The sequence below is a fragment of the Allobosea sp. genome (genome assembly GCF_030694325.1).
GTDB lineage: Bacteria > Pseudomonadota > Alphaproteobacteria > Rhizobiales > Beijerinckiaceae > Allobosea.
In genome coordinates this window covers 26940-49755 of the sequence record NZ_JAUXYO010000075.1, presented here as the reverse complement: position 1 = coordinate 49755, position 22816 = coordinate 26940, and the positions used below count along the sequence as shown (strand labels likewise).

The 22816-nt window shown below is 64.2% G+C and carries 22 protein-coding genes; 6 read left to right on the top strand and 16 right to left on the bottom strand.

The window, feature by feature from the left end:
• Positions 1–927 (bottom strand): class I SAM-dependent methyltransferase (locus Q8M82_RS04290; RefSeq protein WP_305690142.1); only part of this gene is annotated, 927 nt, incomplete at its 3' end.
• Between the two features lie 212 nt (positions 928–1139).
• On the opposite strand from Q8M82_RS04290, the gene Q8M82_RS04285 reads away from it, so the two are divergent.
• A complete protein-coding gene (locus Q8M82_RS04285) occupies positions 1140–1832 on the top strand; it encodes a class I SAM-dependent methyltransferase (protein WP_305690141.1) in 693 nt (230 codons plus the stop codon).
• Positions 1833–1866: 34 nt separating this feature from the next.
• Here the strand turns inward: Q8M82_RS04285 and Q8M82_RS04280 are convergent, their stop codons facing one another.
• From Q8M82_RS04280 to Q8M82_RS04245, 8 genes are all read right to left on the bottom strand, one after another.
• Positions 1867–2559: a hypothetical protein gene (locus Q8M82_RS04280; protein WP_305690140.1), complete on the bottom strand. Its 693-nt coding sequence runs from the start codon at positions 2557–2559 to the stop codon at positions 1867–1869.
• Positions 2560–2843: 284 nt separating this feature from the next.
• On the bottom strand, positions 2844–3530 hold the full coding sequence (locus Q8M82_RS04275) for an NUDIX hydrolase (protein WP_305690139.1): 687 nt from the start codon (positions 3528–3530) through the stop codon (positions 2844–2846).
• Positions 3531–3554: 24 nt separating this feature from the next.
• Positions 3555–5291, bottom strand: a complete 1737-nt coding sequence (locus Q8M82_RS04270) for a TIGR04372 family glycosyltransferase (RefSeq protein WP_305690138.1) — start codon at positions 5289–5291, stop codon at positions 3555–3557.
• 161 nt (positions 5292–5452) lie between these two features.
• Positions 5453–6712 (bottom strand): class I SAM-dependent methyltransferase, encoded by a 1260-nt coding sequence (locus tag Q8M82_RS04265; RefSeq protein ID WP_305690137.1) that lies wholly within the window; start codon positions 6710–6712, stop codon positions 5453–5455.
• 14 nt (positions 6713–6726) lie between these two features.
• Entirely contained in the window at positions 6727–7809 is a 1083-nt protein-coding gene (locus tag Q8M82_RS04260) for a Gfo/Idh/MocA family protein (RefSeq protein ID WP_305690136.1), read from the bottom strand.
• A 37-nt stretch (positions 7810–7846) separates the two neighbouring features.
• On the bottom strand, positions 7847–8863 hold the full coding sequence (locus Q8M82_RS04255) for an NAD-dependent epimerase/dehydratase family protein (protein WP_305690135.1): 1017 nt from the start codon (positions 8861–8863) through the stop codon (positions 7847–7849).
• Between the two features lie 57 nt (positions 8864–8920).
• The gene (locus Q8M82_RS04250; RefSeq protein WP_305690134.1) at positions 8921–9511 is read right to left on the bottom strand and encodes an SIS domain-containing protein; all 591 of its coding nucleotides are present in this window, start codon (positions 9509–9511) and stop codon (positions 8921–8923) included.
• A 168-nt stretch (positions 9512–9679) separates the two neighbouring features.
• A complete protein-coding gene (locus Q8M82_RS04245; RefSeq protein WP_305690133.1) occupies positions 9680–10717 on the bottom strand; it encodes an SDR family oxidoreductase in 1038 nt (345 codons plus the stop codon).
• A gap of 272 nt (positions 10718–10989) precedes the next feature.
• Between Q8M82_RS04245 and Q8M82_RS04240 the strand changes: the two genes are divergently transcribed.
• Complete coding sequence (locus Q8M82_RS04240) at positions 10990–11853, top strand: glycosyltransferase (RefSeq protein WP_305690132.1); 864 nt, start codon at positions 10990–10992, stop codon at positions 11851–11853.
• Here Q8M82_RS04240 and Q8M82_RS04235 read toward each other — a convergent pair.
• The 3 genes from Q8M82_RS04235 to gmd all read right to left on the bottom strand — a co-directional run bounded on the left by Q8M82_RS04235 (position 11850) and on the right by gmd (position 14852).
• On the bottom strand, positions 11850–12722 hold the full coding sequence (locus tag Q8M82_RS04235) for a glycosyltransferase family 2 protein (protein ID WP_305690131.1): 873 nt from the start codon (positions 12720–12722) through the stop codon (positions 11850–11852). The two genes, Q8M82_RS04240 and Q8M82_RS04235, sit on opposite strands and share 4 nt — an antisense overlap.
• Positions 12723–12823: 101 nt before the next feature.
• Positions 12824–13786, bottom strand: coding sequence for a GDP-L-fucose synthase (gene fcl / locus Q8M82_RS04230; protein WP_305690130.1), 963 nt, complete (start codon positions 13784–13786; stop codon positions 12824–12826).
• Positions 13776–14852 (bottom strand): GDP-mannose 4,6-dehydratase, encoded by a 1077-nt coding sequence (gene gmd, locus Q8M82_RS04225; RefSeq protein ID WP_305690129.1) that lies wholly within the window; start codon positions 14850–14852, stop codon positions 13776–13778. The genes fcl and gmd overlap by 11 nt, the downstream gene beginning before the upstream one ends.
• 273 nt (positions 14853–15125) lie before the next feature.
• On the opposite strand from gmd, the gene Q8M82_RS04220 reads away from it, so the two are divergent.
• Entirely contained in the window at positions 15126–15620 is a 495-nt protein-coding gene (locus Q8M82_RS04220; protein WP_305690128.1) for a D-glycero-alpha-D-manno-heptose-1,7-bisphosphate 7-phosphatase, read from the top strand.
• Positions 15621–15693: 73 nt separating this feature from the next.
• Here the strand turns inward: Q8M82_RS04220 and mgrA are convergent, their stop codons facing one another.
• Positions 15694–16716, bottom strand: coding sequence for an L-glyceraldehyde 3-phosphate reductase (gene mgrA, locus Q8M82_RS04215; RefSeq protein WP_305690127.1), 1023 nt, complete (start codon positions 16714–16716; stop codon positions 15694–15696).
• A gap of 178 nt (positions 16717–16894) precedes the next feature.
• Here mgrA and Q8M82_RS04210 point away from each other — a divergent pair, with 178 nt between their 5' ends.
• Positions 16895–17818, top strand: coding sequence for a sugar phosphate isomerase/epimerase family protein (locus tag Q8M82_RS04210; RefSeq protein WP_305690126.1), 924 nt, complete (start codon positions 16895–16897; stop codon positions 17816–17818).
• Between the two features lie 4 nt (positions 17819–17822).
• On the opposite strand, the gene Q8M82_RS04205 is transcribed toward Q8M82_RS04210, so the two are convergent.
• Positions 17823–18425: an HAD family hydrolase gene (locus Q8M82_RS04205; protein ID WP_305690125.1), complete on the bottom strand. Its 603-nt coding sequence runs from the start codon at positions 18423–18425 to the stop codon at positions 17823–17825.
• Between the two features lie 109 nt (positions 18426–18534).
• On the opposite strand from Q8M82_RS04205, the gene Q8M82_RS04200 reads away from it, so the two are divergent.
• Together Q8M82_RS04200 and Q8M82_RS04195 are read left to right on the top strand one after the other, a co-directional pair.
• Complete coding sequence (locus Q8M82_RS04200) at positions 18535–19422, top strand: protein-methionine-sulfoxide reductase heme-binding subunit MsrQ (RefSeq protein ID WP_305690124.1); 888 nt, start codon at positions 18535–18537, stop codon at positions 19420–19422.
• Between the two features lie 63 nt (positions 19423–19485).
• Positions 19486–21204 carry an MFS transporter gene (locus Q8M82_RS04195; RefSeq protein WP_305690123.1) on the top strand — a complete coding sequence of 573 codons (1719 nt, stop codon included), beginning with the start codon at positions 19486–19488 and terminating at the stop codon, positions 21202–21204.
• A gap of 9 nt (positions 21205–21213) precedes the next feature.
• Here the strand turns inward: Q8M82_RS04195 and Q8M82_RS04190 are convergent, their stop codons facing one another.
• Entirely contained in the window at positions 21214–21678 is a 465-nt protein-coding gene (locus Q8M82_RS04190; RefSeq protein ID WP_305690122.1) for a hypothetical protein, read from the bottom strand.
• A gap of 193 nt (positions 21679–21871) precedes the next feature.
• Positions 21872–22669: an undecaprenyl-diphosphate phosphatase gene (locus tag Q8M82_RS04185; protein WP_305690121.1), complete on the bottom strand. Its 798-nt coding sequence runs from the start codon at positions 22667–22669 to the stop codon at positions 21872–21874.
• Positions 22670–22816 lie beyond the last annotated feature (147 nt).

Sequence of the window (22816 nt, the reverse complement as noted above, 5' to 3'; positions counted from 1 at the left end):
CGCCAGCCCGTGGACCGCGCCAAAATGGCGATCGAGCGCGGCATTGGCGCCGGGCGCGCCGGCCGGGAAGGTGCGGCGGTAGTCGAGCAGGCTGGGGATGTTGGCGGCGACCGCCTCGATCAGCAATTCGTTGAAGCGGCGCTCGGTGCCCTTCAGCGCCTTGAACCAGCGCCAGTCGATCGTGATTTTGGGATAGGTGCCCAGCACCGCCATGTCGTCGCCGATGGTCTCGACCACCGTCTCGAAAGGGAGGCCGACATTGAGATAATGCGGGTTCACCATGCAGTCATGCACCCAGTCGCGATGGCTGCGCGTCATGTTCGGGATGGTGGCGAGGTGCGGTCCGAAAATCTCGACCAGAGCAGCGGTGCGTTCCTCGAAACCGAGGTTCGACGGCACGACGCGCAACGCCAACAGCTTGCGCATGACATTGGGGAAAAAACCAGCCAACGGCACGATGGTCAAGACGAGCGCACCGCCCGGCGCCACCAGCCCGGCCAGCTTGCGCAGCAGATCGAGTTCCTCGGGCAGGGCTCCGAGCCAGTTCTCGCAGAGCACGATGTCGTAAAGCTTGCCCGGATTGAATTCCTGCAGCCGCGCCGGATGTAGGATCGGGGCGGTGTGCGGCTCCGACAGCGTGTCGTAGAGCTTCTGAATGTCGCGCAGCCCCGCGGGGTTGGGTTCGACCAGCGTCAGCGAACGCGGCTGCGACACGGCGAGGTAGAGGCTGTTTTGCCCCGAGCCCGGCGCGATTTCGAGAATGTCGGATCCGCGAAAGGCGACCTGGGGCAGGCCAATGGAGCGATAGAGCGAATCCCGCAACTGGAGGTGCTGGCTGAGATCGTCCATCGCGTAGCGGACGGGCGAGATGCCGTGCTGCTTGTAGTAGTCGAGGTGGCCGCCTTCCGACGTCGCTGCCTTCGTCATCCCGTTTCCCAGTCTTCCGCGTTCCCGATGGCCCGCCTTATGCAATCCGGCTTGCCCGATGTCCATCTTGTCCTGGGCCGCAAACCGCTGAATCGCCAGCATCACTTCGTTTGCAGAGAGCCGGCCGCAGGCTTGACCCGCACGGAACAAGGCGTCATGCAGCAGCGACTTTTCAGCAGGCTGCGCGCCCGCACAGTTTCGGACCCGGAAACATGACGACGACACGCCGCACCAAGGATCCCGTCAACCAGCCCAATATCGATTTCGCCGAAAAGCGCGGCGCCGTGACGCTCGGCCTGCTCAAGAGCCGCGAATGGATCGAGGATCCGCGCCGCTTCCTGTTTTCGCAGTCGCGCTACAAATTCGTCTCAAAGATGCTGTCGGGCCGCAAGAACGTCATCGAGATCGGCTGCGGGGACGCCTTCAACGCGCCCATCGTGATGCAGGAGGTCAAGGCGCTGACGGTGACGGATTTCGACGCCGAGTTCATCGCCGATGCCCAGGCGCGCGTGCAGCCGGAATATCCTTACGTCGCCAAGGTCCATAACTTTCTTGAGGGTGTCTTCGATGGCGGCCCCTTCGACGCCGCCTATGCCATGGACGTGCTCGAGCATATTGACGCGAAGGATGAGCGCGTCTTCGTCGGCAACATCCTCAAATGCCTGACATCGGACGCGGTGATGATCGTGGGCATGCCGTCGCTGGAGAGCCAGGCCTACGCCTCGCCGGGCAGCAAGGCGGGGCACATCAATTGCAAGTCAGCACCCGACTTGAAGGCGCTGATGGAAGAGTTCTTCCACACGGTGTTCATGTTCTCGCTCAACGACGAGGTCGTGCATACCGGCTATCACAAGATGGCGCATTACGTCGTGGCGCTGTGCGCGCACCCCAAGACGAACACCTGACCGGCCGGTCCTGAGGGTCGTAGCGGCGGGCCTCTCAGCGGTAGCGCTCGATCATGTCGCGCGCCTTCTGCCACTGCCTGACAAACACAGCGGATCGCGCATCCTCGTCGACGGGTAGCGCGGCTGCACGGTCCTTCCTGAACGCGTTCAGGAGGATCAGGGCCCAGCGGATGGCATAGAGCGGCAGATGGCGCCTCAGCCTGGCCGAGGCAGCCACCGAATCCGGCAAGGCGTTCGTCAGCCGCGCGACGACCTCTGCCCGTTCGTCGGCATCGAGCGACATGGCAGGGTGGACGACGAAATCCGCGATGAACTTGACCGGATCATCCCAGCCAAAATAGTCGAAATCGATGTAACGAACGGTGCCATCCCGTTGACGGATCGCATTGTGAAACCCGAAATCCGCCGGGATCAGCCGACGCTGCGACGGGGCCAGATCGGAGGGTGCGGCGAGTTCCGACGCAATGGTGTCGCGCGCGGCGGCATAGGCCGGCTTGACGATGTCAACCAGCGCCTGATCAAGCGGCGCATGGCTGATGAAACTATCGAAGCGCTGATCGATCTGGCGGCAGATCTCGATTGCAGACAGGCACGCCTCGGAGGCCAGCGGGAAGCCGCTCGCGCCTGCATCCTGCGAAGCCCGGAAAATCCCTTCGACGAAGCGCAGAGCGTCATCGAGATCGCCAGGCTGGTGGCGGGTGATGATGTCGCCCTCGATCCATTCCATCAGCATGAGACGGTTTGCATCGTCGCGCGCGATCGCCCGCGGTGCCTGCGTGAGGCCGCTCTCGCCGAGAAAGCGCAAGGCCTGCCACTCGACCTCGAGCCGGTCGCGCTGGTCGCCCGGTCGTCTCGGATAGACCTTGAGCGCCAAGGGCCCGGCCTGCGTCTCCAGCCTGACGATGTGGCTGTTGGCTCCCTGACCCGCTGGCACCATGGCAAACACCGGCACGCCGGCCAGCGCTTCCGCCTGCTGTGCGAGGGCAATCCGGCTTTCATCCGCTAGCGCGCTCAAATCAGCCCCCTCAGCCGCGCCCGCGCGAACAGTGCCAGGCTGAATCCGTCGATGATCACGTCGTCCCGCAGCATCTGCTCGAGCCGCGCCACGGACATCGCGACGACGTCGGTAATCCCTTCCAGCGGATCTGGCTCGCCGAGATGTTCGACCTCGGCGAAGAACAGATGCGCCCTGATCGACAATGATGATCCCCCCGGCGTGAAGGTTCCCAGCGGACGGATGCTCAGCGGCGCGCCCCCGACCTCTTCGGCGACCTCGCGCCTGGCGCCCTCCTCCGGACTTTCGCCCGCGTCGCAGCCACCGCGCGGAAACTCCCAGGACCAGTCGCGCAGGCCGTGCCGATAGACCCGGATCAGCACCGGCTCGCCTTTCAGCACCGGAAGGATCGCCACCGGGTTGGTCTCGACGATACGGTTGTAGAGGCCGCGCGTGCCATCGGGAAAGCGGACCGCATCCCGCACGATCAGCATATAGGGGTCTTCGGCGAGGATACCGGTGCGGGTGTCACGGTCCTTCATGCCGCGGGCGCGGCGATAGGCCTTGGCCTCGGCGCGAGCTGCCGCGACCTCCTCGGGCGCGGTCAGGATATCGACGCCACCGGATGGGGCATTGCGAAAGAGCTCTGGCCGCTGCGCGACGAGGGCGAGATAGCCTTCCATATCGCCAGCGTCGTCAGCCATGGTGCATGCGTCCATCGCGCAGGTTCATAGGTCTGCGTCGGCGCCGGTCTTGGCCCGCATCCGCGATACGCTCGGCGAAACGCGGTAGCCCGGCAGGCAGATTCCGAGATAGTCCGCAATCGGCAGAGAGAGATCGGGGCCACGCGCCTTCAGATCCTGCGCCACGCGTTCGACCCGCTCCCGAAACCTCAGCTGTTCATCGGTTTCCGGCAGATCCGGTGCTTCGAGCCACGAAACCATGTCTGCGACAGCGGCGGTGATTTCATCCGGCAGGGCGTTCTCGACACGGATGCCGGCCTCGTCATACTGGAACGAATTGTCGAAATGGTAGCAGCCGCGATCCAGCGCCTGCTCGATCGTCAGCTCTTGCGAGACTCCATCTGCGACAGCGAAATAGCGCTTGAAGCAGGCCATCTCCATCGGCGAGGGCAGCAACGTATAGTGCAGCACCGCATTGACCGTGAGGATCGGAACGCCGAGGGCCCGGGCAAACGCGCAGGGACCCGACTGGCAGCCAATCATGAAACGCGACTTGGCGATCAGATACGGATCGATCTCATAGGCATAGCCGGACAGAAACGGCGTTTCAAAATAACCTGTGCGCTGCAGATCGAGCTTGGGCATCGACTTATCGCCGATGCGAATGACCTGGAAGCCGCGATCGAGGAGATACTCCACCGCCTCGCGGTAATTCTCGACTGCGGAATCGCGATAGGATTGCAGCGCGATCCCGTGATAGCCCTTGTCGCGGACATGCATGACGACGAAGGGGCGATCGAGATCGATGCCGTGACGCTTGGCAAAATTCTCCGCGACCTCGGCATAATAGGCCGGCAACTCGAGGTGCCACTCATTGTGCCGGTACGAGTCGGCCGGGTCCCGGGTGCGATGAACGGCGTGGCGCAGAAGCATCCAGTAGTGATCGATGACGAACGTAAAGCGGCCGGCCTGATGATGGCCAAGGCTCATCCATGACAAATTCAGAAGAATGTCGGAAGTTGTTTCGTAGTATTCGCCGTATTGTTCGACAATTTGCAGACATGCGCGCGATGCGGGCCGATAATTCGCGCGTGGCGGACCGATGAAAATCAGGCGATCGAAGCTATCCTTGTTCTGGGCAATAAAATAGAACGGATCAAGAACTGCATGACCCAATGCTTCTGTGGAGGACAGGAAGAAGACGGCACAATTGGAAAAGTCGATTTCCCCAAGCAGTCGCATCAACTCAACGTCACGTTTCAATGTGAAGGCGGCCTGGTTTTGATAGACGCTATGGACGCGAGCGATTTCCTGATCAGTCGCGGTGCCGGCATGGTCGCTGATAATATTAAACTGACGACCGAAGAATTCAATCGCATCGCGTTCGCGCCGCAGCTTGCCCGCCGCATAGGCGGCCTTCAGATAATCGTAGCGTGTGCGCAGCGTCGCCGGAGCCTGAAAAATGCCGAACTTTACCGAATCCAAAACGTCGCGATAGCGGGCGAGCTCTGATTGCAGCGAGACGCGTAGCGCAATCAAATTCAGATCGTCCTCGGACAAGTCGATTGCTGTTTCAGCGGTCTGGGACAGGATAACGCGCAGGGCGTCATCTTTGAACTCTGACGCAACCAGCGCGGTTGCATAAATGTCGAACCGATTTCGATTGGTCGGCTGAGCGTTGTAGAAGCGATGTGCAGCATCGATGAAGGCGCGGCGGGCTTGCTTGTCAGCCGCAATTTTTTGGATGGCTTCGACCGAACTGCGGCGCAGCGGCGTCGGCAATCTCTCCATGACCCAAAGCGACGCAAGGCGGCCGGGCGGCGTTGGCAGTAGCGCACGCGTCAAATACCGCCCAAGCCTAGTCCGATAAGCGGTATGAATTAGCTTTAAAACCAAACGTGCTACCCAACATCCGAAAGGTTTTTGACGAGGGATACCGGGCCTCATCGAGTCCGGACCGACAATTCCGGCAACGGTACTACAAACTGACCGCCGCTCTCCAGAAAGGCCTGATGGCGTGCTATGATGGGATCCGCATAGCGCCAGGCGAGAATAATGATCAGGGCAGGCTTGCGGTCATAAACCCCGTCCGCCTGCATTACCGGCAGATCATAGCCCGGGCCTTCCAGCCGCGTCTTGAACGGAGTGTCGTCGAACAGCACGTCGAGGCGGCTCTCCAGCTCGAACTGATGGATCAAGGCCGCGCAGCCCACCGATGTGCCATAAGCGCCGACGCTCCCGCCCTGAGCCCGCGTCTCATCGATCATGCGATGCAGGTCGGCCTTGATGGCGGCGACCTTGTCGGCAAACCGCGCATGCGTCGCCAGATCGTAAAGGCCCGCCCTCTCCTCGAGCGCCACGAGTGCGTCGACCGAGGGATCGACCCCGCGGGGACCACCGGCCAACTGCAGCCAGAAGCGGATCGAGCCGCCCTTGGTCGCAATCCGGTCCGCGTGGATCACCTGCAGCCCGTGCTGGGCCGCGGCGCGCGCGACAGGCCGGACCGAGAACAGCGAGATATGCTCGTGATAGATCACGTCGAGCAGGGTCTTCTCGAAGACGTCGAGGCCATACTGGGTTTCGAAGACGAAGACACCGTCGGGCGCCAGCAACGTCTTCACACCGGCGAGGATTTCGCCCAGATCGGGAATGTTGGCCATCGCATTGTTGGCGATGATGGCGCGAGCCTTGCCCCGGTCAGCGGCGATCTTGCCCGCCAATTCGGCGGTGAAGAAATCAGCGATGGTGGGAACGCCGCGCGCTGTGGCCTCGGCCGCGATCTGCCGCGCCGGATCGATGCCCTGGACGGCAAAACCCTGTTCGCGGAAGAAATTTAGCAAGGTACCGTCATTGGAGCCGAACTCGGCGACCAGATCGCCGGGCTTCAAGCCGACGCGTGCGATCACCGCCTCCGCGAGGCCACGGAAATGCTGCGGCAAGCCCAAAGAGACCGAAGTCCGATACAGATAGTCGCGATAGATCAGCGATGGATCAACCTCGTGGATGAGCTGGTTGAGGCCGCAATCCATGCACAAATAATTGTCCAGTGGTGCGACGACCCGGGTCAGGCTCTCGCCCGAGGCATCCTTTTCACGTCCGACATTCGGGGAGACGATGGGAACCTGCGCAAGCGGCACGCTGCGCACGATCTTGCTCGATCCGCACAGGCGGCAGTCGGAGCGGACATGGACCAGTTCAGTCATAGGGTAACAAACCTTCACGCTTCAGCCGTCGACCGGGCCGGCGCCACCTCGCCCAGCGAGCGGAAAATCGCCTCGGTCAGTTCCATATCCCGCAAGCCCATCGCAGCGGGAGCCCGCGGCTGCTCCTTGCCGGTCAACGCATCCACGAACCCACGCGCCTGCAGTGCAAAAGACCAGCCAAGCCCGGTCTCGACCTGCGTGGCGTGCTCCGCTGCGCTGGCGTCGTCGAGCGTCACGCGGCTGACCGCGCTTGTATCCATCGGCGAGGGAATTTCCACCGCGATCCTGCCCTTTTCGAACAGGAACTCGGCGCCTTCGAGCCAGCGCCCAGCCTCTGTCTTGGCGATCTCCAAAGCCACCGGCACATCACCAGCCATCAGCGTCGCGCTGAGCATGTCGCCGCCAGAGGCGAAGGCCGAACGGACGACGACATCCTCCCCGAGGAAATGATGGATCAGGTTGACGTCGTGGATCGCCGCATTGACGAACCAGGGATAAAGCCCATTCCAGGCTGACGGCAGCCAGTCGGGCGTCACGGGCCAGGTTTCGAAGCGCGTGGAGCGGCTTTCCTGAGGCCGCGCATGGGGCGGGACCGGATGGGCATAGGATTTCGAGAAGTCGTAGAAGCGCGCGAACAACAGACGACCGAGCCGGCCGGACGCAACCATTTCGTGCAGCAAGGCCCGCGCCCGAGCGACGCCCGGGTCGTAAAGCTTCATGAAGCCGACAGCATAGATCAGGCCGCGACGGTTTGCTGCCTCGACCAGGCGGCGCGCCTGATCGGCGGTGTGAGCCATCGGCTTTTCGGCGAGCACATGCTTGCCGGCCTCGAGCGCCGCCAGCGTCAGCGGGCCGGTCGCCGGACGCGGCGCCGAGATCACCACCGCGTCGATATCGGCGCGGGCGAGCATGGCGCGGTGATCGGTCGTCACCTCGCCCGCTCCGGCGAAGGCGGCCAGCGCCGGGTGCAGGGACAATCGCTCTTCCGCGATGGCAGCGATCTCGCAGCGCGGATCCACCTGGTAGAACGGCAGATGCGCGATCTGGGAGATCATGCCTCCACCCAGGAAGCCGATTTTTACGGGAGCGTGCGGCATGAACCCGAGGCCGTTCGCGAGAGCGCCTGCGGCTGTGTCACGTCAGTTTCACAGACTGCATCGTCTTGATGTTGAAATAGCGCTCGTCCGTCATCGTGTCCTTGAGCCGGCCATCCTTGAAAGCGGCGAGAAGATCGCGGACGGCGTCCTCGATGGTCTTCTGCGGATACCAGCCGAGTTCGGCAGCGATCTTCTTGGATGAGACGCGATAGGAGCGGTTGTCGTTCGTGGGCTCGACGACGAGCTCGATTTCGCCGCCATAGACATTGTCCTGCTCGACGACGCGCTTGACCATCTGGGCCAGGCTGTTGACGGTCTCGTTGTCGCCGCCGGCATTGTAGATCTTGCCGTCGATCTTCTCGGCCGGCGCCGACAGAGCCAGCTCATAGACCGAGCACATGTCGTCGATATGAATATTGGGACGGGTCTGCTCGCCGCCCAGTACCTTGATCTTGCGGTTGTTGACGGCGTGGTTGGTCAGGATGTTGACGATCACGTCGAGACGCTGGCGCGGGCCATAGCCGCAGACAGTCGCGGGGCGGATGGTGAGCGTGGTGAAGCCCGGCTCGCGCTCCTCCTCGAGGATATCTTCGCACAGTGCCTTGAACTTCGAGTAGTCGGTCAGCGGCTCCATCGAGAGATCTTCCGTGACCTCCTCTTCTTCCTTGATGCCGTAGACGCTCGATGACGACGCGTAGACGAAGCGGTCGACGCCGGCCTTCTTGGCCGCCTTCACCAGGGGACGGAAGCAATCGTAGTTGATCGAGCGGCCGAGGTCCGGGTCGAGCTCATAGGACGGATCATTCGAGATGCAGGCCAGATGGATCACGGTATCGCAACCCGTCATCGCTTTGGCGACAGCATCGGGGGACCGAATGTCACCGACCACCTGCACCAGATTGGGGTGGCCGCGGACTGAATCGAACACGTCATGGCCATAAAGAAACAGGTCGAGCACTGTAACCTTGTGACCCTGAGCGAGGAGACGCGGAACGAGCACGCTCCCGACATAGCCGGCACCACCAGTGACCATAACGCTACGGGTTTCAGACATGGCTCTCTCTTCAGTGCAGGTGAGTTGCGCGCAAAGGCGGGTGGAGATGGCGCCTGGTCAGGCAGCGCCAGCTTTCTGCCAGCCCAAGTGAATGTCGAGCACCGCGTGCAGCACCGCAAGATGGCCGACTTCGACGAAGCCGTACTCCAGGTTGGCGAGATAGATGTTGATGTCGCCCAGAGAGCGCAGCGGATTATCTGGCTTGAAGCCCGACAGCGTGAAGACCGTACAGCCCTTTTCGCGCGCCATGTTAGCCGCGTTGAGGATATTCTGCGACCGCCCAGACGAACTGATCGTCACGACGATATCCCCTGCCTCGGCATGCCACTCGAGCTGCTTCGAGAAAACGTGTTCGTAGCCATAGTCGTTCCCGAGGCATGTCAGGACCGAGCCATCGTTCAAGGCCAGTGAACGAATGCCGCCGTTCTTGGAATAGTCCGTGGCCATGTGGCTGCAGATGCCTGCAGACCCGCCATTGCCAACGAAAAAGACACGGTGCCCGGCCTGATGCGCCGCGTGCATGAGGCGGCCCATTCGTTCAACGGCGTCGCCAATGGCAACGTCGGCGCCCGCTCGGTCGCTGGCATGGCCGCTTTCGACGACAGAGACGAGTTTGGCGACGTAATGTCCGAAGCTATCCGATGCCATGATGGTCCGTTTCCCGATCTGCGCGGCCGGCGCTGGACTAGAAAGTTGCCGGGATGATGCCTTCGGCGACCTCGCCGAGACGCTCTCGCGACATTTGAGTTGCTCTAACGTTAACCGTAGATGACGACAAGCCTTGGACGCGACGACGAAGGGAACCGCGCGGCCTCGTCAGGATTGGTTACCAAGGAACTTGAACCAGTCCTTCGTTGCCTCGGCGATGCTGTCGGTCGTCCAAACCGGCGCGTCGGCCCAATGATCAATGTTCTCCAGCATGATCCGCACGCCGTCCGCAAACGGAACCGATGACTGCCACCCCAAATCTTCGCGGACCCGTGAGACATCGGCGAAGGTGCAATCGGGCTCGCCTGGGCGTTTCGGGATGTGAACAATCTCTTTGGCGCCAAGAAGGCGGACCAGTTCGTTAATCGAATAGGTTCCGCCGCTGCCAACGTTGTAGATCTTGGCCTGCTGGGTCGACTCGGCCGCACGCACGACGGCGTCAACCACGTCCGTGACGAAGGTGAAATCGCGTGTCTGCTCGCCGTCTCCGACAATCGTGACTGGCTTGCCAGCCTTCATCTGGGCCAAGAAAACGCCGAAGACGGCGCCGTAGGTTCCCGATGTCCGGGCGCGTGGGCCGAAGACATTGAAGAAGCGCATCGATAGGGCTGGCAGCTTGTAGACCTGAGCCCAATGGCGAACAAGTTGCTCGCCCAGCAGTTTCGTCAGCGCGTAGGGGTATTGCGGCCGGAGCTCGGCCGTTTCCGGCGTCGGCGAAACATCGGGAATACCATAGCAGCTCGACGAAGCGGCATAGATGAACCGGCGGGCCTTGTTCTTCACGGCCTGCTGCAGCACGTTGAACGTGCCGTCCACATTCGCCTTGAAGTAGGCCTCGGGCGCATTGATCGACGGAACGATATCCGCCAGTGCAGCCAGATGAAAGATGCGGTCCGCGCCTTCGAACAGTCCTTCGATCGCAGCGGCTTCGCCGATATCGGCTTGATGAACGCTCAGTCGGGCATCATTGGCGTGATGGGCGAGATTCCGGGGATTGCCGATGGCAAAGTTGTCGATGACCCGGATACGGCGGCCTCCGTCCTGCATAAGGCGGTCGACCAGATGGCTCCCAATGAAGCCCGCTCCACCGGTGACAACGTCAAGCGGCATGGCTGCCGCTTCCGAAACGGTCGGGATCGTCGTCATATCGGCCTCGCGGGAGTTGCACTATTCGCGTCCTCTTGGGCGAAAGGATACGCGCGGTCAACCGCCTTGGGCGATATCGCGGCCGCGCCCAGATACGGCGGCGGCGTCAGATGGCGCCCACCTCGGACTTCTGTAACAAGGGTCGGCTCGCCTGGGCCCACGGCTTTTCCAGGCGATCACGCATCGGGGCATTGGCAGCCGGATTTCAGGCGCCGTAGAGAGGCCGCTGTTCCGAGCCATGCGTATAGCCCTTCGCTCCGATCGAGAACTGAATGACCCGTCTCAGCATCATCATGGCCACGCGCAATTCGGCCCAGTACCTGTCCGAGGCGCTCGCCAGCATCGAGCCCGCCTGCGCGGGCGAAAACATCGAGACCGAAATCCTTCTGGCGGACGGCGCCTCGAGCGACGAGACGCTCACGATTGCCGAAAGTCATCCGGGCCTGCGAATCGTTTCGAGAGCGGATGGCGGCATCTATGACGGCATGAACCGGGCCATGGCGGCGGCAACGGGAGATTATGCGATCGTTCTGAACAGTGACGACGCACTGCTGCCTACCGCCGTCGGCCGTGCGTTGCGGGTGATCGAGAAGGCGCCAGATTGCGCCTTCGTGAGCGGAGGCGCGCTGTTCGGCGAGACTGCGCGCAACGCAACCCTGCGCTCGCATCCCCGCCGTTTGTCGCTGGAAGGCGCGATTTTCGGCATCCCCGCCATCAACGCCCGTATCTTTCGGATCGACGCCCTGCGCGACATCGGCCCAATCCGGACAGATCTCGGATTGGCGGCCGACCGGGAGTGGATCGCGCGCTTCGCCTGTCGCGGGATGCTCGGCTGCGCGTTCGACGACCCGCTCTATCTCTATAGGGTTCATGCCGGCTCACACACCATCTCCGGCGACAGAGCCGGGCGCCTGCGGGTCTATCAAGCGGAGCACAGGCTCGCGGAGGCGCTTTTGGCTGAGGCGGCGACGGACGCCGAACTCAGGCGCCTGTCGAGCGCCAGCCGCGCCCTCGCGCTGCTTAAGCAGCGGCTAAGCCAAGCCCCAACGGGGCGGCTCAGAGATATTCCACTGCTGGACCTGCTCCAGGGCCTGAAGCTCGCCTATCGGTGGCGGGGTAAGCTTTCGGGCTTCTAGGTCGGCCTTCGCCACCAATCGCGCAGATGCAAGGACAGGCGCGGCTTGAGGAGCAGCGACTCTGCAAGCGCGAGACCGAAACCCAGGTAACGACCCGAAAAGTAGCGCGTCGAAGCCTTTTCGATGGCGAGATAGGCGGCGAGGTTGCGGCGGAGCGAGTGCCCGAGCCTTTGGGGAGCATCGGGCATCAGCCATTTGGCTCGAAGTCTGGCGATGGCTCGGTCCAACCGCTCCGGCGAGGGACGCCCACCGACCTGCACCCTTGTGCCGATCTGCGGCAGGACGCGAATGCCACCGCCGGCGAGTGCCAGCCGCAGAAACCAGTCCAGGTCCTCCAGCCGTTCCAGCCGTTCGTCGAACATCCCGACGCAGTCGAACGCCTTCTTAGCAATCAGGGCGGTCGATCCCGGTCCAAACCAGCAGGCCGAGGCGAAGTCGGCTGGATCGACACTCTCGATGGGCACACGATCCCGGCTCGCCCCCGTCGCCATCTCGACCTGCGCGAACCCTGTCATGATGCTGATCAGGGGCATGTCGCCGGCCGTCTCACCGGCGAACGCAAGCTGGGATGCCAGCTTCCCAGGCAGCCACACATCGTCGGAATCGAGGAGCGCGATCCATGGCGATTTCGCCTCGCGGATGCCGCGGTTTCGAGCGGCGGCAGCGCCGGCATTGCGCTCCAGCCTGATGAGTCTGATCCGAGCATCCGTTGCCATGGCAGCAGGTAGCACAAAGGGATCCGGCGAGCCGTCATCCACCACGATGACCTCGAAGGTGACGCCGGTCTGCGTCAGTGCCGATTCGATCGCCGCCTCACAGTCGGCTTGGCGCTGGTAGACGGGGATAACGATCGAGACTTGGCTATCCATTCGTCCGCCCCCCGCTCCCGTGGCTCTCGCGAGCATCATCGACCTGCCGCCTTGAAGCGATCGCGATCAGCCAAACCCACTACCGGCAGCGTGTAGAACCCTCATGCGCGATGAGCGAGGAACCATCGGTAGGTCTGGGCAATTCCATCTCTGAGGCCGATTTTCGGCGCCCATCCCATCGCTCTCAGCCGGCTTGCGCTCATCAGCTTGCGCGGAGTGCCATCGGGCTTGCTGGTATCGTTGACGATGTCCCCTTCGAAGCCGACGACCTCGCAGACAGCCTCCGTCAGTTCTCGGATCGTCACATCCTCGCCCGACCCGATGTTGACGTGCTCGAGACCGGAATAATGTTTGAGCAGGTGCACAAGACCGTCCGCACAGTCGTCGACATGCAGGAACTCGCGCCGAGGGGTACCTGTGCCCCAGATCGTCATCTGCTTGTCGCCACGCTGCTTGGCCTCATGCGCCTTGCGCAGCAGGGCGGGCATCACATGGCTCGACTGGAGATCGAAGTTGTCTTCCGGCCCATAGAGGTTTGTCGGCATGGCCGAAATGTAGTCGCAGCCATATTGCTTGCGATAGGATTGAGCGAGCTTGATCCCTGCGATCTTGGCGATCGCATAGGGTTCATTTGTCGGCTCGAGGGGGCCGGTGAGAAGGGAGGCCTCGTCGATCGGCTGCGGCGCGAGCTTCGGATAAATGCAACTGGAACCGAGGAAGAGCAGTTTGCTGACGCCAGCCTGTCGCGAGGCTTCAATGACATTGGCCTCGATCATGAGATTCTGATACAGAAATTCGGCAGGATAGGCCTCGTTGGCAAGGATGCCTCCGACCTTGGCTGCCGCGACGATCACCACGTCGGGTTTCGTGGCATTCATCCAGCGCTCGGTCTGGTCCTGACGCCGCAGATCGACCTCGCTTCGGTTCACGGTCAGAACTTCGCAATTTTCGCCGTGAAGCCGACGCGTCAATGCTGCGCCAACCATGCCGCGGTGGCCGGCCACCCAAACACGCCGGCCGGCCAACTCGAACCCGTTCGTCGACGTTACGGCCTCAATCGGCATCGCGATGGCGCTCCCTCTCGACGACCTTCAGGTCGGAGGCGACCATCTCCTCGCACAGTTGTTGCCATTTCGTCTCATGCTTCCAACCCAGCTTCGCCAAAGCCTTGGAAGGGTCACCGACCAAGAGTTCCACCTCGGTGGGCCGGAAGTAGCGCGGATCGATCTCGACCAGGACCTTGCCGGTTTTTGCGTCGACGCCCTTCTCGTTGATGCCTTCCCCTTGCCAGGCGACGTCGATTCCGACCTGGCGGAAGCCGTGCCCGACGAAATCGCGCACCATCGTCGTCTCGCCGGTGGCGAGGACATAGTCGTCCGGCTCATCCTGCTGCAGCATCAGCCACATGCCACGGACATATTCCCGCGCATGGCCCCAGTCACGTTTGGCGTCGAGATTGCCGAGATAAAGCCTATCCTGGTAGCCGAGATGAATGGCTGCAATCGCCCGCGTGATCTTGCGGGTGACGAATGTCTCACCGCGCAACGGGCTCTCGTGGTTGAACAAGATGCCATTCGAGGCATGCATGCCATAAGCTTCCCGATAATTCACGACGATCCAGTAAGCGTAGAGTTTGGCTGCGGCATACGGACTACGAGGGTAGAACGGCGTCTTCTCGTTCTGTGGGACTTCCTGAACCTTGCCATAGAGTTCGGAGGTGGAGGCCTGGTAGAATCGCGTCTTGCCGGTCAACCCCAACAGACGGATTGCCTCCAGGAGACGCAGCGTTCCCATCGCATCCGCATTCGCAGTGTATTCCGGTGTTTCAAACGAGACCTGGACATGGCTCTGTGCGGCCAAGTTATAAATCTCGTCGGGCTGCACCTCTTGGATGATGCGGATCAGGTTCGTCGCATCGGTCATGTCACCGTAATGCAAGATGAAGCGTTGGTCGCGCTCGTGAGGGTCCTGATAGAGGTGTTCGATCCGGCTCGTATTGAATGACGACGAGCGACGCTTGATGCCGTGGACCTTGTACCCCTCGTTGAGCAGAAGTTCGGCGAGATACGCTCCATCTTGACCCGTGACGCCCGTGATCAGCGCGACCTTGCCGGCTCTCGAACTACCCATGTCGCTCTCCAGTCGCTCCGCAGGCCAGGCCCGCTCCGACGCCGAATGCAGTCGCAGCCCTCCCGAGCAGCGGCGCCAATCCCATATCCGCTCGGATGAGGCAATGACCGGCGCCGCAATGCACCCCTTGTCCGTCGAGCGGGGGTTCACGAGGTCTCGCCAACAGGGCCTCTCCCCGGTATCTGCTGCCTTGGGAGATCTGAGGCGGGGCCGATGAACCAAGGGATGACATCGACAGTGACGAGGCCACCGCCCGCGGACGTCATGGCCCCGATGGCGTTCTTCGATCGGGACGGGGTCCTCAACGAGGAGGTCGACTATGCCTTCCGGATCGACCAGATCGTCTGGGTGGAGGGCGCTTTCGCGGCCATTCGCCGCGTGAACATGCTCGGCTACCGGGTGGTGGTGGTGACCAACCAGTCAGGGGTCGGACGCGGCTACTACACCGAGGACGACGTGCGCTCGCTGCACCGGCAGATGAACCGGATCATGATCGAGAACGGCGCCCGCATCGACGCCTTCTATTATTCACCGCATCATCCGGAGGCGGCGCTCGCGGCCTACCGCACCGATCACGAGGATCGCAAGCCGCGCCCGGGCATGTTACTGAAGGCGATGCGGGACTTTCCCACGGAGCGAGCGCGGTCGTTCCTCGTCGGGGATCGCCCGACCGACATTCAGGCCGCCGCGGCCGCAGGGGTTAGGGGCTTCCTGTTCGAGGGCGGCGACCTCGACGCTTTCATCGCCGGCCAGTTGGGGCGCCTCTGACACATCCTGGCAGCCGCCCGCCCTGAAGGCGGCGGCCTCGTCCGCCCTTCCGGGCGCGGCCGGCTCGCCCGCCTCACCGTTCCGCCGACGCCGCCCAGATGTTGACCCCGCCCTCGCCGGCGTGCCGGTCGATCAGGGCCAGTTCCTCTTCCGTGAAGTCCGGCCGCTTGAGGGCGGCGACGCAGTCCTCGACCTGCTCGGGGCGGCTGGCGCCGATCAGGGCGGAGGTCACGCGGCCGCCGCGCAGCACCCAGGCGATCGCCATCTGGGCGAGGCTCTGGCCGCGGCCGGCGGCGATCTCGTCGAGGGCGGCGATGCGCCTGAGATTGTCGTCGGAGAGGAAGCCGTCGCGGAATGACGGCGCCTTCTTCGCGGCGCGGCTGCCCTCGGGCACGCCGCCCAGATATTTCGAGGTCAGCATGCCCTGGGCCAGGGGTGAGAACACGATCGAGCCGATTCCTTCCTGATCGAGCGTGTCGAGCAGGCCGTCCTCCTCGATCCAGCGGTTGATCATCGAATAGCTCGGCTGGTGGATCAGGCAGGGCGTGCCGAGGCTGCGCAGGATCGCGGCGGCCTCGCGCGTGCGCCTGGCGTTGTAGGAGGACAGCCCGACATAGAGCGCCTTGCCCTGGCGCACCGCCGAATCGAGCGCGCCCATCGTCTCTTCCAGAGGCGTGTCGGGGTCGAAGCGGTGCGAATAGAAGATGTCGACATAGTCGAGCTTCATGCGCTTCAGGCTCTGGTCGAGGCTGGAGAGCAGATATTTGCGGCTGCCCCATTCGCCATAGGGCCCCGGCCACATGCGGTAGCCGGCCTTGGTCGAGATCACCATCTCGTCGCGGTGGCCGGCGAAATCGCGCCGCAGGATCTCCCCGAACGCCGTCTCGGCCGAGCCGGGCGGCGGCCCGTAATTGTTGGCGAGATCGAAATGGGTGATGCCGAGATCGAACGCCGTCCGGCAGATCCGCCGGCCGAGATCGGGCGCGGTGGTCTCGCCGAAATTGTGCCAGAGACCGAGCGACAGGGCGGGAAGCTTCAGGCCGCTGCGGCCGCAGCGGTTGTAGGTCATCTGGTCGTAGCGGGTTTCGCTGGGCATCGGCCTCTTCCCTCCCGATTCGGCATGAGCCTGCGAGGTTAGCGCTTTGCCGTGCCGGTGGCAGCCGCCATCGGGCCCCCCGGCCGCGTGCAGGCGGGGCTCTTGTGCGGCCGGCGCATTCATGCTGACCACGGGCAGCCCGGCCCGCGGCCGGCTTCCCTCCAGCCCGGAGCACGCCATGCCCGCCCCCGGCGTTCGCGGAATCGGCATCACCGCCGGCCAGCCCGCCAGCGATCTCTCGGACCTGCCCGCCCTCCTCGACAAGGCCGAGCGGCTCGGCGTCGACACGGTCGAACTGCCGACCTGCGCGATGGACCTCATCATCGGCGGGCGGATCCGTCGGCCGCATCTCGAGCGCCTGAAGCAGGCCTGCGCCGGCCGGTCGCTCGGCTACAGCTTGCATGGACCGCTCGCGATCAACCTCTTCGACGATCCGGTCCGGCTGCCGCGCCATTTCGACGTCCTCAGAGCCTCCCTGGAGATCGCGGGCGAGCTCGGCGCGCTCCACTACGTCATGCATTCCGGCGTCATGCCACTGCAGCCCGACGAGGTGATCGAGGCGGCCTATGAACGCCAGCGCGAATGGCTCGCCCGCGCCGGCGACGTGGCGCGCGACTGCGGCGTGCTGCTCTGCGTCGAAACGATGTTCGACTACCATCCCGGCCGGCTGCATGCGTCGCTGCCCTCGCGCCTGGCGAGGGAGCTCGCCGCCATCGGCCACGCCCATGTCTGGGCGACGCTGGATTTCAGCCATGCCTTCCTGCGGCTGGGCTCCGTCGGCGGCGACTATCTGGCGGAGGTCGCGGCGCTGGCGCCCTTCGCCAGACATCTGCACCTGCACGATTCCTTCGGGCGGCCCGACGCCTTCGAGACGGTGTTCCCGAGCGATAAATTCGCCTTCGGCCATGGCGACATCCACCTGCCTGTCGGCTGGGGCGCCATTCCCTGGGACGCACTGATGGACCGCTGCGTCTTCCCGGACGGCGTCCTTTTCAACATCGAGCTCAATCCGCGGCTCTGGTACGCCGTCGACGAGTGCCTCGCGACCACGCGGGCGCTCGCCGGACGCGCGAGGACGGAGCCGGGCCACCGCCCAGGCTGAGCGCTCAGAAGGCGACGCCGTGGCGGGCCAGTTCCGCCCTCAGGTCGATCGGCTCGACGAAATGCACGCCCTTCATGCCGAGCTGGCGGGCGGTTTCGATGTTGCGGGCGCTGTCATCGACGAAGATGCAGTCGCCGGCGGCGAGATCGTAGCGCTCCAGCAGGATGCGGAAGATCGCCGGGTCGGGCTTGATCACGCGCTCATGCGCGGAGACGACGACGCCGTCGAAGCTCTGCAGGAAGGGGAAGCGGATCAGGCACTCGGCCCATTTCTCGCGCGAGAAATTGGTGATGGCGTAGACCTTGTCGCCGCGCCCCTTCAGCTCCTCCAGCACGGAGACGCTGTCCTCGATCTGGCCGGGCACGGCCTCGTGCCAGCGCTCGTCATAGGCGCGGATCTGGCTTTCCCATTCCGGGTGGCTGGCGACGAGCAGGGCGACGCCCTCCTCCCAGCTGCGGCCGCGATCCTGCTCGAGATTCCAGGCGGCGGTGCAGATGTTCTGCAGGAACCAGGTGCGCTTCTCGTCATCGGGAATCATCTCGCGATAGACCCGGAAAGGGTCCCAGCGGATCAGGACATTGCCGACATCGAAGACGACGGTGGGCATGATGGGCTTCCATGAGCGTGTGGCGTTCACGGGCTTGTGTGCGCCTGCGTGAGACAAATGCCCGAACTCTCGCGTATCGCAAGCAGTCGCCACGAGATTGGAGGGCACGATGACGCAATGGTTGCCATGGCTGGACCGGCAGGGGCGCCTGTCGGGCCTGCGGCTTAGCGTCTTCGTGCTGGTGCTGGTGCCGGCCGCGATCCTCGCTTTTGAGGCCTGGACGGGGCAGCTCGGCTCCAAGCCCTGGACGCGGGCGGTTCACGACACCGGCACCTGGTCGGTGCGCCTCCTGCTGGTGACGCTGGCGATCTCGCCGCTGCGGCGCATCCTCGACTGGAGCAAACTGATCGGCGTGCGCCGGATGCTCGGCCTCTCGGTGCTGGCCTATGCCAGCGCGCATCTGGCGCTCTACTGCATCGACCTCGCCTTCGACTGGGGGCTGATCGTCTCCGAGATCGTCAAGCGCTTCTATCTGCTCGTCGGCATCACCGCGCTGGCGGGGCTCGTCGCGCTGGGCGCGACCTCGACCGACGGCATGATCCGGCGGCTGGGCACGCGGCGCTGGCAGATGCTGCACAATCTCGTCCATCCGATCATGCTGCTTGCCCTGCTGCATTTTGCCCTGCAGTCCAAGATCGACGTGACGCAGCCGGCGCTGATGATCGGGCTCTTCGCCCTGCTGATCGTCTATCGCGGGCTGGACCGGCTCAAGGTGGCCCCGACGACACCGGTGCTGGTCGCGGCCGCTCTGGCGACGGGACTGGTGACGGCGCTGTCCGAGACCGCCTGGTATGCCTTCGCGACGGGGGCCTCGGCCTGGCTCGTCTTCCAGGCCAATGCCGATGTCGTGGTCTATCACGATCTCGCGGCGCTGCGGCCGGGCCACTGGGTCGCTCTTGCCGGGCTGGCTGTGGCGCTCGGCGGAGCCGTCCGCCGCCGTGGCAACCGGCAGGATCGCCGCGGCCGGGCGGGCACGCCGGCGGGGGCGGTGTCCTGACGCAGGGCGTCCCGGCATGCAATCGCGGTTGGCAGGCCGGGGACGAGGCTCTAACCCTGTGGCATGCCTGACGATCCCCAAGCCCAGCCGACAGCCGACGTAGCGCGCGCCGAGCTCGCGGCCGAGGGCGTCGCCCCGGATCCGGGGCGCAATTCGCCCTTCGTGCCGCTGCGCCAACCGATCTTCCGGGCTGTTTGGTTTGCCAGCCTCGCCTCGAATTTCGGCGGGCTCGTCCAGATGGTCGGCGCCTCCTGGATGATGACGGCGATCGCCGATTCGCCTGATATGGTCGCCCTCGTGCAGGCCTCGACGACCCTGCCGGTGATGCTGTTCTCGCTCGCCGCCGGTGCGATCTCCGACAATTACGACCGCCGGCGCATCATGCTGACGGCGCAGGGCTTCATGCTCGTCGTCTCGATCCTGCTCGCGGTCTTCGCCTGGTTCGAACTGATGACGCCCTGGCTCCTGCTCGGATTCACCTTCCTGATCGGCTGCGGCACGGCGCTCAACAACCCGGCCTGGCAATCCTCGGTCGGAGACATGGTGCCGCGCCGGGACGTTCCGGCCGCGGTGACGCTGAACAGCGTCGCCTTCAACATCGCCCGCAGCGTCGGCCCGGCGATCGGCGGCGCCATCGTCGCGGCGGCGGGCGCGGTCGCCGCCTTCGTGCTCAACGCCTTCAGCTATGTCGCGCTGATCACCGTGCTGGCGCGCTGGCAGCCCCCCAAGGTGGAGCGCGTGCTACCGCGCGAGACCCTGCTGATCGCGATGGGGGCCGGTGTGCGCTATGTCGCGATGTCGCCCAATATCCGCAGCGTGATCTTGCGCTCGTTTGCCTTCGGCTTCGGCGGCATCGTGGCGCTCGCGCTGTTGCCGCTGATCGCGCGCGACCTGGTCAAGGGCGGCCCGATCGTGTTCGGCGTCCTGCTCGGCGCCTTCGGAGCCGGCGCCGTGGTCGGGGCCTTCCTGAGCGCGAGGCTGCGCCGGATGCTGACCACGGAAGCGCTGGTTCGGGCAACCTTCGCCGCCTATGCGGCATCCGCCGCGCTCTTGGGCGTCAGCACGACGATGTGGCTGACGATGCCGGCGCTCGCTGTCGCCGGCGCCTGCTGGGTAATGACACTCTCAACCTTCAACGCCACGGTCCAGCTTTCGGCGCCGCGCTGGGTGGTGGGCCGCGCGTTGGCGATCTACCAGATGGCGGCCTTCGGCGGCATGGCGGCGGGCAGTTGGGTCTGGGGCCAGGCCGTGGTGCATTTCGGCGCGGAGCAGGCGCTGATCATCTCGGCCTTCGCGCTGCTGGCCGGGGCGGCGCTGGGCTTCCGCTACCAGCTTCCGCCGCTCGAGGCGCTCAATCTCGATCCGCTCAGCCGCTGGCGCGAGCCGAGGGTCGCCGTGGGCATCGAGCCGCGCAGCGGCCCGGTGATCGTGACGATCGAATGGCTGATCCGCGAGGAGGACGTGGTCGAGTTCCTCAAGGCGATGGCGGAGCGCCGCCGCATCCGCCGCCGCGACGGCGCGCGCCACTGGACATTGCTACGCGACCTGACCGATCCGGAACTCTGGGTTGAGCGCTACGACACCCCGACCTGGGTCGAATATGTGCGCCAGGCCCAGCGCATCACCCAGGCCGACGCGGCGATCGCCGACCGTGTGCGCGCCCTGCACAAGGGGCCAAATCCCCCCGTCGTCCACCGCATGATCGAGCGCGAGACTGCGACGCTGCCGCGCGGCCTGCCACCGCAACAGAACCGGGAGGACGGGCCGGGACATCCAGCGTGAAGCAGGCGGCTAGCTGCGAGGCCAGAGCCCATCCGGCAATCGCTCGGGATCATAGCTGCCCGGCCGTGACCAGAAAGCGAGTTTGAGAAGACCCGCGGCGAGCAACGCACCGGGTAGGCCGGGCCAGATCGCCTTGCCGATCGGCACCTGTCCCACAAGAGCCAACAGCAGCAGCCCGAATGTGGGAACCGCGATCACCACGGCGCCGATCGTGATCAAGAGGTGCCTGACCGGCGAGAAGCCGCGGCGGAAGACGATGCGGGCCCTGTCCTGCGGCGAGAGGCGGCGATGCAGATCCGCGACGAACTCCACGAAAGCACGGCTTCGCCCCTCGGCCAGTTGGCCGTCAAGCGTGGAGGAATGAACGACCAGCGGCCAGCCTTTGATGAAGTCGAGTTGGATCAGCGCGGAGAGGTGCGGGGCGGGCGAGAACAGCTGGATACGGAGCGTCTTCAGCCCCGCATAGGGGCGCAAGCCTGACCGACCGTCGAGCGCATAGTCGATGCCTTGGTCCGTCAACCGGATTGTCGCGTTGGAGCGCTTCGCGAACCGGCCCGGTTGGCCGATGCACAGATCGTAGCGCGCCTCGTCCGGAGCGTCTGGCCCTTCCGTTCAGACAGCGTGCTGCACGCGGGCGGGGACAGCAAGTCCGCCCGTCCGGAGTTCATCAGCCGTGGATCCAGAGTCCGGCCAGCCCGAACAGGCCGACGACGATGCGCCACCAGGCGAAGGGGGCGAAGCCGCGCTTCGAGACGAAGTCGAGGAAGCTGCGCACCACGATCAGGGCCGCGACGAAGGCCGCGACGAAACCGACCACGATCAGCGTGACGTCGTCGACCGTCAGCGTCTTGTAGTTCTTGAGCAGATCATAGGCGAAGGCACCCGCCATGGTCGGCATGGCCAGGAAGAAGGAGAATTCCGCCGCCGCGCGCTTGCTGGCGCCCAGCAGCATGGCGCCGACGATGGTCGAGCCCGAGCGGGAGACGCCGGGCACCATCGCGAGGCACTGGATCAGCCCGATCTTGAGATACATCGAAAGCGGGAAGGCGGTGGCGTCCTGATGCTTCTCCTCCAGCTCCATATCGTCGACCACGAGCAGGATGAGGCCGCCTGCGATCAGCGTGCAGCAGACGATCACGGGGTTGAACAGCACGCTCTTGATGAAGCCGTGCAGAAGCGCGCCGATCAGCGCCGCCGGCAGGAAGGCGACGAGCACGCCCAGCACGAAGCGCCGGGCGGCCGGGTCGCTCGGGATGCGCAGCGCGATGTCCAGCAGGCGGCGGAAATAAACCAGCGTGATGGCGAGAATGGCGCCGAGCTGAATCAGGACCTCGAAGGATTTCCCGTTCGATTCGAAACCGAGGAAATGGCCGAGCAGCAGCAGGTGCCCGGTGGAGGAGACGGGCAGGAACTCGGTCAAGCCCTCGACGATGCCGAGGATGAGCGCCTCGAACAGATTTTCCATGGCGGCTCGTCCTCGTCGGTCCCGGGCTGTGCGGACAATCGTCCAGCCTCCGCATCGATAGGCTCAGCCCTTTGCGAATTGGTTACCAAAATCCGAACCGAAAGCCCGCATTTCGCAGCCAACGGCGTCAGGCGGGTTGTGAGCCTC

Excerpts from the sequence above, each read along its gene's own strand:
- Q8M82_RS04235 (WP_305690131.1), bottom strand. The coding sequence starts at position 12,722 with ATGGATAGCCAAGTCTCGATCGTTATCCCCGTCTACCAGCGCCAAGCC.
- Q8M82_RS04265 (WP_305690137.1), bottom strand. The coding sequence starts at position 6,712 with ATGACTGAACTGGTCCATGTCCGCTCCGACTGCCGCCTGTGCGGATCG.
- Q8M82_RS04240 (WP_305690132.1), top strand. The coding sequence starts at position 10,990 with ATGACCCGTCTCAGCATCATCATGGCCACGCGCAATTCGGCCCAGTAC.
- Q8M82_RS04210 (WP_305690126.1), top strand. The coding sequence starts at position 16,895 with ATGCCCGCCCCCGGCGTTCGCGGAATCGGCATCACCGCCGGCCAGCCC.
- Q8M82_RS04245 (WP_305690133.1), bottom strand. The coding sequence starts at position 10,717 with ATGACGACGATCCCGACCGTTTCGGAAGCGGCAGCCATGCCGCTTGAC.
- Q8M82_RS04195 (WP_305690123.1), top strand. The coding sequence starts at position 19,486 with ATGCCTGACGATCCCCAAGCCCAGCCGACAGCCGACGTAGCGCGCGCC.
- Q8M82_RS04260 (WP_305690136.1), bottom strand. The coding sequence starts at position 7,809 with ATGCCGCACGCTCCCGTAAAAATCGGCTTCCTGGGTGGAGGCATGATC.
- fcl (WP_305690130.1), bottom strand. The coding sequence starts at position 13,786 with ATGCCGATTGAGGCCGTAACGTCGACGAACGGGTTCGAGTTGGCCGGC.
- Q8M82_RS04250 (WP_305690134.1), bottom strand. The coding sequence starts at position 9,511 with ATGGCATCGGATAGCTTCGGACATTACGTCGCCAAACTCGTCTCTGTC.
- gmd (WP_305690129.1), bottom strand. The coding sequence starts at position 14,852 with ATGGGTAGTTCGAGAGCCGGCAAGGTCGCGCTGATCACGGGCGTCACG.
- Q8M82_RS04205 (WP_305690125.1), bottom strand. The coding sequence starts at position 18,425 with ATGCCCACCGTCGTCTTCGATGTCGGCAATGTCCTGATCCGCTGGGAC.
- mgrA (WP_305690127.1), bottom strand. The coding sequence starts at position 16,716 with ATGCCCAGCGAAACCCGCTACGACCAGATGACCTACAACCGCTGCGGC.
- Q8M82_RS04255 (WP_305690135.1), bottom strand. The coding sequence starts at position 8,863 with ATGTCTGAAACCCGTAGCGTTATGGTCACTGGTGGTGCCGGCTATGTC.
- Q8M82_RS04285 (WP_305690141.1), top strand. The coding sequence starts at position 1,140 with ATGACGACGACACGCCGCACCAAGGATCCCGTCAACCAGCCCAATATC.
- Q8M82_RS04185 (WP_305690121.1), bottom strand. The coding sequence starts at position 22,669 with ATGGAAAATCTGTTCGAGGCGCTCATCCTCGGCATCGTCGAGGGCTTG.
- Q8M82_RS04200 (WP_305690124.1), top strand. The coding sequence starts at position 18,535 with ATGACGCAATGGTTGCCATGGCTGGACCGGCAGGGGCGCCTGTCGGGC.
- Q8M82_RS04220 (WP_305690128.1), top strand. The coding sequence starts at position 15,126 with ATGGCGTTCTTCGATCGGGACGGGGTCCTCAACGAGGAGGTCGACTAT.
- Q8M82_RS04280 (WP_305690140.1), bottom strand. The coding sequence starts at position 2,559 with ATGGAATGGATCGAGGGCGACATCATCACCCGCCACCAGCCTGGCGAT.
- Q8M82_RS04275 (WP_305690139.1), bottom strand. The coding sequence starts at position 3,530 with ATGGCTGACGACGCTGGCGATATGGAAGGCTATCTCGCCCTCGTCGCG.